The organism is Ignavibacterium sp. (genome assembly GCA_032027145.1).
Lineage (GTDB): Bacteria > Bacteroidota > Ignavibacteria > Ignavibacteriales > Ignavibacteriaceae > IGN3.
On record JAVSMP010000001.1, the window covers coordinates 2,553,542 to 2,563,545 of the forward strand.

5 protein-coding genes are annotated in these 10,004 nt (G+C 34.6%); all 5 read left to right on the forward strand.

Going from position 1 to position 10,004, the window contains the following annotated elements; translation table 11 throughout:
* Positions 1 to 111 precede the first annotated feature (111 nt).
* The 5 genes from ROY99_10725 to ROY99_10745 are packed head-to-tail and all read left to right on the forward strand — an operon-like array spanning position 112 to position 9,999.
* Positions 112 to 2,226, forward strand: coding sequence for a hypothetical protein (locus ROY99_10725; GenBank protein MDT3696853.1), 2,115 nt, complete (start codon positions 112 to 114; stop codon positions 2,224 to 2,226).
* Between the two features lie 20 nt (positions 2,227 to 2,246).
* Entirely contained in the window at positions 2,247 to 4,496 is a 2,250-nt protein-coding gene (locus ROY99_10730) for a T9SS type A sorting domain-containing protein (protein ID MDT3696854.1), read from the forward strand.
* Between the two features lie 53 nt (positions 4,497 to 4,549).
* A complete protein-coding gene (locus ROY99_10735) occupies positions 4,550 to 6,127 on the forward strand; it encodes a hypothetical protein (GenBank protein MDT3696855.1) in 1,578 nt (525 codons plus the stop codon).
* Positions 6,124 to 8,997 (forward strand): TonB-dependent receptor, encoded by a 2,874-nt coding sequence (locus ROY99_10740; GenBank protein MDT3696856.1) that lies wholly within the window; start codon positions 6,124 to 6,126, stop codon positions 8,995 to 8,997. Before ROY99_10735 ends, ROY99_10740 begins: the two co-directional genes overlap by 4 nt.
* Positions 8,998 to 9,018: 21 nt before the next feature.
* The gene (locus ROY99_10745) at positions 9,019 to 9,999 is read left to right on the forward strand and encodes a PorV/PorQ family protein (protein MDT3696857.1); all 981 of its coding nucleotides are present in this window, start codon (positions 9,019 to 9,021) and stop codon (positions 9,997 to 9,999) included.
* The last annotated feature ends 5 nt before the right edge of the window (positions 10,000 to 10,004 follow it).

Consider the following 10,004-nt stretch of genomic DNA (forward strand, 5'->3'; position numbering starts at 1 on the left):
GCTGGATGCTCAAATAATTTCTTCTAACTTTTAATTTTTTATTACTGCTTAACATGTTATTTTTAAGCCCTTAATATTTATTAGTTAACTAAAAATAAAGTAATCTTGTTAATGAAGTTTTTTTATAAAGTAATTTATTTAATTTTGTTCTGCACTGCATTAGTAACCGCTCAGCAAACCCTTCAAACTCTATCAAAAACATTATATGATGATTCAAAATTTACGAATTCAGGAAATATCGGATTATCTGTTACAAATTTTGGAATGTATGGCAGCGGCTGGGTTGGATGGCCAAATACACCATCCTGCGAGTATCCCATTGGCAGCGGGATAGAACATCTTTTTGCAGGCGGACTTTGGGTTGGCGGTTTTAAAAAAGACAGTGTAAATAGTACTTCCTATACCGGTCCTTTTGTTTCCACAGCAGTTATTGATGTTTCAACAATAAGTTCAAACCGAGGCGGTGGATTTGAATATACAAATTCACAGTCAGATAAAATTACAGAGCGATCAAACTTGCTTGATTCAAGATTCTATAATCCGGATGCTATCTCTCATCAGGATTTTCTGATGGATTTTGCTGATACAAATAAAAGATATTTGAATGGACAGATTATTCCCGAGCATATCCCTTACGGTATTTCTGTTCATCAGGAAACTTATACCTGGAATTTCCCATTTGCTGATTTTTTTGTAATTCTGAATTATTCAATTAAAAATGTAACCAATAAATATCTTGATAGTTTTTATGTCGGTTTATGGACTGATGCCGTAGTACGAAATACAAAACTTACTGGACGACCAAGTGGAACTGCATTTTATTCGCATGGCGGTGACGGTTTTATTGATTCGCTTAATATGGCTTATGAGTTTGATGTTGATGGTGACCCCGGTTTTACTGATAGTTATATAGGAGTAATATTTTTAGGTTCTTCGCCAACAATAGAAGATAGTTTTGTGATCCCCGCAGGAGATACATTAACAGGAACAAGTTTCAACTCGTGGACTCATGGTAATACATCTGATCCTGATTTTTTTGCTCCTCAAGATGATGATGATCGGTACAGAAAAATGCAGGGATATTTTGGAGGTAATAAAAGATATAATCATGGAATTTCTCCCGGTGTATTAAAGTTAGCATCTAACCGATCAGTTATGATAACCAGAGGATATTTTAGAAACTTAGCACCAGGCGATTCTATTAATGTTGTCTTTGCAATTGTCTGTGCTAAAAAATATGGCAACGATCCTGCATCGCTTGATTTACCTGAACAAAGAAGTATTTTAACAAATAATGCAGACTGGGCATTAAGAGCTTATTTTGGCAATGATCGAAATAGAAACGGCATTATTGAACCCGAAGAAGATATTTATGGCGATGGTAAGATTCACAGATATATTTTACCTGCACCGCCAAATTCTCCAATCGTAAAAGTAATTCCTGAAAGTAATAAAACTACAATTTATTGGGATAAAAGAGCTGAGAGCTCTGTTGATCCAATTTCAGGTTTGAAAGATTTTGCCGGATACAGAATATACAGAACGCAGGCTGGATTTGATCTTACTGAAAAACAGGATATCTTAAAATCATTAATTTTACTGCTGCAAGTAGATAGTGCCGGATCAACAGGTTTTAATACAGGTTTTTCGGCAGTTGAATTAACAGAACCAGTTACCTTTCCAAACGATACAACCAGATATTTTTACAAAATGGAAATAACTAATTTGTTAAATGGCTGGCAGTATTTATTCTCTGTTACAGCATTTGATAAAGGTGATCTTGTTAATAATCTTGAACCGCTTGAATCGAGTTTATTAGTTAATCTTAAAAGGGTATTGCCCGGTACTCCTGCAGTAGAAGATGAAAATGTTGAAGTTGGTGTTTATCCGAATCCATATTATGGTAATGCAATATGGGATGGAAGTTCTGAGCGATTGAGAAAAATTTATTTTTATAATTTGCCTGCTGAGTGTGATATTACAATTTATACTCTTTCAGGTGATATTGTTAAAAGAATGGAGCATTCTTCTACACAAAACGGAAGTAATATAAGATGGTTTGAACAGTACGCAAGCGATAATAAGCAGCAGTTTGCAGGCGGTGAACATAGCTGGGATTTAATTACTGATGATGATCAGGCAATTGCATCCGGCTTGTATCTATTTACTGTTAAGAACAGAAATAATGGAAATATTAAAACAGGAAAATTTTTAGTAATTAAATAATCATTTAATCGGAGAGCAAAATGAAAAAAAGATTTAAAAACCTGATTTCAATGTTTGGGATGCTGACATTGTTGTTGTTTGTTTTTAATACTACAGGATTAAGTCAAAGCTATCCATTGGTAACATTGTATGACATTAATTATATCGCAGATTCAACTCTATATCCAAATTTTCCTTTTTCACCATTAGCTGGTGATACTGTTAGAGTAAGAGGAGTTGCTATGGTAAGAACTGTAGTTGGTTCTGATGAACCTGGTGTAGGTGATAGAAGACCGGTGATTTGGGCTGGTCCAAGATGGTCTTGTTATATTCAGGATAAAGATAATCCTGAATGGAGAGGATTAGTGGTTTTGCAGGAAGACACATCAAGTGCTAATGCGCAGCAGACTCTTTTTGATTTAGCTGATACCGCAACAGTATATGAATTTACTGGAGTAGTAAAACCATATTTTCAAACAACACAGCTGTTGTTGATAACCAGTCCGGTTCCAATTCCAATTGAAGAAATTGAAGTTTTACCTGAGCGACCTGCACCAACTCAAATTACAATAGAAGATTTATATACAGGTACATCCGGCAATTACTCTATGAGAAAATATATGAATACTTATGTTGAGTTAGTTGCAGATGCAAATCATAATCTTATTACTTCTGACAGAGTTACAGGTACAGGTTCTACATCAGGAAATTTTAAAATCAATGATGGACAGGGCAGATATATTATAGTATATGCCCAATCTACATATTTTAAGATGAATTCAGACGGTATCAGACCGGATTATGAATCACCTGTAAACGGAACCTATCTATCTTATATACGCGGTATCCTTACAATGAGGTCAAATGCTAATATAGGCGTTGATTATTGGTTAGTTCCTTTATATCCGGAAGATTTAGGTGATCCTTTAATTTTACCGCCGTCAGTAACTAATGTTACAAGAAATTTGGTATTAGTTGCACCAAATCAGTCGGTTGATGTAAGCTGTATCGCTAAAGGAGTTCAGGCAGATCTTCAGAGTGTTAAAATATTTTATAGAGTAAACAATGGTACACTTGATTCAGTAGATATGGCAGCAACATCTGGCGATACTTTGTTTACCGGTACAATACCAGGGGTTTCTGCTGATTCTGCTTTTGTTGATTTTTATATTAGAGCAACTGATCTTAATGGAACTTCAATGACCAATCCATTTAATCCTAATACTTCAAGATATTTTTATTTTGTATTAAACAGACCTTTAACAATAAGAGAAGTTCAGTATTCTCCGTTTGGCAATGGATTAAGCGGATATTACAATTATCCTGTTACTGTTTCCGGAATTGTAACCGCTGATACTGTTGGCAGATTTACTAGTACAGGTTTTGGTGCACCAAGCAGCGCAAATAGAATAATAATTCAAGATGGAACCGGAACCTGGAGCGGAATATGGCTGAATGCTGCTAATACAACTAAAGATGTTTTTGGATTAAAGATGGGTGACTTTGTTACAGTAACAGGTGTTGTTAAAGAAGACTATGATGTTACACGTCTTGACAATATCTCCGTGCTGGATATTAACTCAAATAACAATCCGCTGCCGGAGGCAACCGTAGTAACAACTGGAAGCATCGGTACATTACCCTCAAATAATGTAGCAGCAGAACAATGGGAATCTGTATTAATTAAATTTGAAAATGTTAGTATTACAGATGTTAATGCAGATGGAAATCCGGGACCCGACCCGGGAAGCGGCAGCAGCAGAAATTTTGGTGAGATTGTTATTAATGACGGTACCGGTAATGTCAGATGTGAATTACAGGATGGCAATCATAAATATCATAATGATTGGAATGCTAACTTAGGTAATAATCCTAATTTCGTTTCTGTTGATAGCGGAGCAACATTAACAAGTCTTACAGGATATTTATACTTTTCACACAGTTATTACAAATTAGTACCAAGAATTACTGATGATTTTAATAATTACACTGTAGTTAGTGTTGATGATCAGAGTAATTTAATTCCAGGCAGCTTTACAGTTAATCAAAATTATCCTAATCCATTTAATCCTTCAACGGTGATTTCATACTCTATTCCGAATGAAGCATTTGTTACGGTTAAAGTATATAATGTGTTAGGTCAGGAAGTAGCAACACTGTTGAATGATATTCAGTCTGCCGGTGTTCATAAAATAAATTTCAACGCTTCTAAACTTTCATCAGGAATTTATTTTTATAGCGTAAAAGCTGATAATCATTCAGATGTTAAGAAAATGATTCTTATGAAATAAAGATCGTAAGAAAAATGTGATATAATTGATAAATCAGTTTAGGTAGAATTATTTTGGAAGTAAAACCAGGATTCAAATTTAACTATTCAAGAGCTTCTTTTTTACGGCGGGCTTATAATCTAAAAATAGTTTTAGGTTTAAGCCTTGCTGTATTATTAATGTTAAGTTCTTGTTATGATGAAATGCCAAATAACCCAATTACAAATAAGGCACCGGTTACCAGAGTTTTTTTATATCCTGATTCGAGTATTTCTAATCAGCCAAGTAAAATTAATCTGCATTGGTCAGGTGATGATCCGGATGGATTGATAATTGGTTATTATTTCTCTTTTGATGGTGTTAACTGGACTTTTACAACTAAAAGCGATAGTTCGTTTGAATTAAAAATCGGTGCAGTTGATACTACTTTTATTTTTCTGGTTGCTGCAGTAGATAACTCGGGCAATGAAAAATATGATTCACAGGTTTTTCAGAATAATATAAATTTTGGTGCTGAACCATTTGCAGATAAAAATGGAAATGGAATCTGGGATATTGGCGAAGATTATACAGATATCGGTATCATTGATCCTAATCCTGCAAGAATTGTTTTGCCAATTGTGAATTCTGCACCAGTCATATCCTGGAATGTATTAAGTACTATTCCGGATGTGTCTTATCCTGCAATGACTTTTGGCTGGGATATTTTCGACCTTGATGGAAATGAAACTATAACCAATATTAAAATTGCACTTAATGATACCACTAATGCTGTTTTATTAAATGGGGGAGTAAGAAAAATAACAGTCAGAACAAAGGATTTTTCCAATTCCAATCCTTTGATGGATATTTACATCGATGGTAATCCAAATAATATTGCCCCTGTTAAACTGCCTGGTCTTATCTTCGATTCAAATAACAGATTTTATGTTCAGGCAGAAGACATTTCAGGAGCGAAATCTGAATGGATATCACTTCCTGATACATCAAGAAACTGGCATGTAAAAAAGCCTAAAGGTAAAGTTTTAATAGTTGATGACTATATCTTGCTTGATGATGCTGCACAGTTTTACTCAAATATGATGGATAGTCTTGGATTAACTAACAAATTTGATATTCTTGACCTGAATATAAATATACTGCCATACCTGAATACTACATTTTTAGAAACTATTAAATTATATGATGGAATTATTTGGTACACAGATAATGATCCTTCATTAGATGTAGCAAATGTAACGGTTCAGAATTATTTAGACGATGGCGGTAAAATATTTTTCTCAATGCAGTTTCCCAATGATATTGATCTGCAAATGATTGAAGGATTTTTACCAATTGAATCAGATACAAGTTACTACAAATCTTCTATCGGAATAAATACAAGTATTGCTTCGCACGATTCACTTAATTATCCACACCTGCTTACTTACCGGTCATTCTCGCGGGTAAGATCATTTAAGTTAAAAGATGTTGGTGTTAAACCGTTGTATTATTTTCCGAGTGGTGTATTAAACGGACATATCGGATTTGAAACTAGCAGCAAGAACTTGTTTTTTATTGGTGGTCCATTACAACGACTTGATGGTAAACCGGGCAGTATTAAAAAATTATTATTTCAAGTACTATTTCAGGATTTTAATTTAACATTATGAAATTTTATTTACTGAAAAAAAGACTGTCATTTAAGTTTTGTGCTTCTTCTGCAAAAAATATTAAAACATTATTCCTGATTTTAATATTGTTTTCTGTAAGCCAATTGGAGTTGAAGGCACAAACTGCTGCACTCACTGGAAAGATAACAGACAAAGAAACCGGAGAGGCTCTGCCAGGTGTAAATATTATTTTAAAAGGTACCTACTATGGCGCCGCTACTGATGTTAATGGTAAATTCAGTATTCTATCAATAAATCCCGGTACTTATAATGTAGAAGTTTCTCTGATTGGATATAAGTCAGTTCAGTTTACCGGTTATCAGTTTAGTGCAGGACAAACAAAAAAGCTTGATGTTGAACTTGAAGAAACCGTTCTTACACTTGGGCAGGATGTTGTAGTTGTTGGTGAAAAACCACTTATGGATGTTGAAGAAACACAAAGTAAAAGAACTATTTCCAAAGATGAAATCGAGCTTTCTGCAGTTGAAAACATTACAGACCTTGTTAGTATGCAGGCAGGTGTAATAAAATCTGATAATGAAATTCATATCAGAGGCGGACGCTCATACGAAAATGCTTTTCTGCTGGATGGTGTTTCTGTTCAGGATCCGCTTGCAGGTACCGGATTTGGGCTGCAGTTAAGTGCTAATTCAATTGAAGAAGTTGAGATCATTACCGGAGGTTATAACGCTGAGTATGGACAGGCTACTTCGGGTGTTGTGAATGTTAGAACCAGAGAAGGCGGCGAAAAATATCATGGCGCAATTTCTTACAAAACTGATCATCTTGGAAGTTCACAATCTAATTTTGTTTTTAATACTGATATTCTGGAAGCAAACCTTAACGGACCAGAGCCGATTACTTCGTTTTTATTGCCAGCACTTGGATTAAAACTACCAGGCGAATTAACATTCTTTGGAAATTTTTACGGCGGTTTAACTGACGGAATTGCTCAGGGTTATATTAAAAAGAAAGCAAATAAAGTTTACTCTTCTATATTCAAAGGCTCTGATTTTGCACCAAGAGCAGAAAACAATTGGTTTTGGATGGGTAAATTTACTTATAAATATTCACCGACTTTAAAGTTTAATTATTCAATAAATCAATCTGTAAATATTAATCAGAACTCTCAATCATTACAGTCAAATCTTGAATATGTTGAGCCGAGCCCCGGTTACCAATTTACATATCAAAATATTTTAGATAGTGCCAATACATATACTCATAATAATATTTATCAAACCTTCAGTTTAACACATACACTTAATAATAAAACATTTTATGAGTTGAAGATAAATTACTTCTTTACTCATTTAAGAGCTGATGCAAATGGAAAGAAATGGTATCAATATAACGAACCGAAGGATATTCCTAATTTTCCTATCCAATACTATAATACAAACAGAGATACACTTGGAATAATACCTGGAGATGGGTTTTGGGATTTAGGAAATCCATCTACCTGGCATGACCATTATGTTGAAGAGTTTTCTATCAGAGGTGATCTCACAAGCTTTTTTGATGAAAAGAACAAATTTAAAGCAGGCTTCGATTTTCACTTTCAGGAAATGCAGTCAATTGATATCTATCAGCCTTGGGTCGGTGAACTTGGATTTAACAATGATATTTATAAAGTGCATCCGGCTATGGGCTCATTCTATGCTCAGGATAATATTAATTTCAGCGGGATGATACTTAATTTTGGTCTGAGATTAGATTATTGGTTCCCCGGTAAATATGTTGATGATGCAATTGATAACCCGGATGTAATTACTATTCCAGATCAGATAAGAGATTCTTATAAAGAAAACTCATTCAGTTGGTTTGGGAACCGAAGATTTAAAGCGAGATTAAGCCCACGTTTAGGAATATCACATCCTGTTTCTGATAATCAAACATTGTTTTTCTCTTATGGACATTTTAGTAAATGGCCAAAACCACAGTTTGTCTATGCAAAGTTAAATCCTGTAAGTGCTCAATCGTCTTATCAAAAGTTTGGCAATCCCAATTTAAATCCTGAAACCACCGTTGCTTATGAACTTGGACTTAAAACCCAGTTTACTAATGATGATGTTCTTACAATTACCGCTTATTACAAAGATATATTTGAATATGTAAGCACACGCTCTGCTAAAATCAATTCTATCAGATTATCATCACAAAGTTTTACAACTTATGTTAATTCGGATTATGCACGTTCAAGAGGAGTTGAGATCGAATATAAAAAGCGAATTGGAAGATGGTTTACCGGTTCGGCAGATTTCACTTATTCGATTGTAACAGGTAAAAGCACAACTCCTGATGAGGGTGTTTTAGTGTTGAAAGGCGATATTAATGAATCAGTAAAAGAACTTTATATGTCCTGGGACCGGCCAGTTAGCTTTTCTATATTTGCAAATTTTTATGTTGAAAGGGATAATGCACTATTCGGTTTTGGCAATGGAATACTTGATGATTACAATATAAGCGTTCGTTCTCAGTTTCGGTCCGGTAAAAGATATACACCGGTAGTCTTTACTGGCTATGATGCACAAACCGGCAGACCTGAATATGAATCCAGCAGATATGACAGATATAGCAAAATAGGAAATGATTGGTTCTGGATAGATCTTAATTTTGAAAAATATTTTTCAATAGGTCAATTCAAGTTTTCAATTATTCTGGAAATAAATAATCTTCTGGACACAAAAAACTCAGCTATAATTAATCCTGTAACAGGCAAAGCTTATGAATATGGCGATCCTACTCCGATTTCGTGGAATGATCCTTTATACCCTGATTTACAGGCACCAATTTCTGCGTATCCTTTTAATCCGGCAAGATATTTAACAAGAAGGAATATCAAGTTTGGTGTGAGCTTAAAATTTTAAAAGTAGAATTATAACCAAGTGATGAAAAAAATATTTGCAATAACTATTATCAGTTTTCTATTAACTTCAACTGGATTTAGTCAGCTTTTTCCTGTACTTGGCGGTCAGCGCGCCGGTATATCAGCAGCTCAGTTTCTTAAAATCGGAGTAGGCGGCAGAGCAACCGCAATGGGTGATGCTTTTGTAGCTGTTGCGAATGATGCTTCTTCGCTTTACTGGAACCCCGCCGGTTTAACACAATTTGCTGAGAATCAGATAATGTTCTCACATAACAATTGGGTAGTTGATATTAATCATGACTTTTTGGGTGCTGTTTATCATCTTGATGAAACTAATGCCTTTGGTGTTTCTTTCGTTGCGCTTACAATGCAGGATATGCCGGTAACAACCGAATTTGCTCCGTTTGGAACTGGAGAATATTTTGGATTTAGTGATATCTCTATTGCTGTAACGTATTCAAGAAAAATGACTGACAAATTTAGTTTTGGAGGAACAGTAAGATATATTGAAGAAACTCTTGATAAGTTGAAAATGCGTGGCTTTATGATAGACCTTGGCACTTATTATTGGACAGGACTTGGATCTTCAAGATTTGCAGTTGCTGTTTCAAATTTTGGCAGCAATTTAGCACCTGATGGCGAAATTATTTTAATTGGAAAAAGGAAGAAATCTGAATGGCAGGATTTTGCACCGCCAACTATATTCAGAATTGGATTTGCGATTGAACCTTATGAGGATGAAGAACACGCAGTTACAACTTCAATACAACTTAATCATCCTAACGATAATAGTGAAAATATAGTTACCGGTGTTGAGTATAACTGGAAAAAAACTTTTTACCTTAGAGCCGGATATAAGTTTAATGTCGATGAACAAAACATTTCAATTGGCGCTGGTGTAAATGTTCCTGTTAGTATAGCAAATGTTAGTTTGGATTATGCGTATTCAAATTTTGTAAGATTAGGTTCAGCTCACAGATTTTCAATTCTGTTGGGATTGTAGAATAA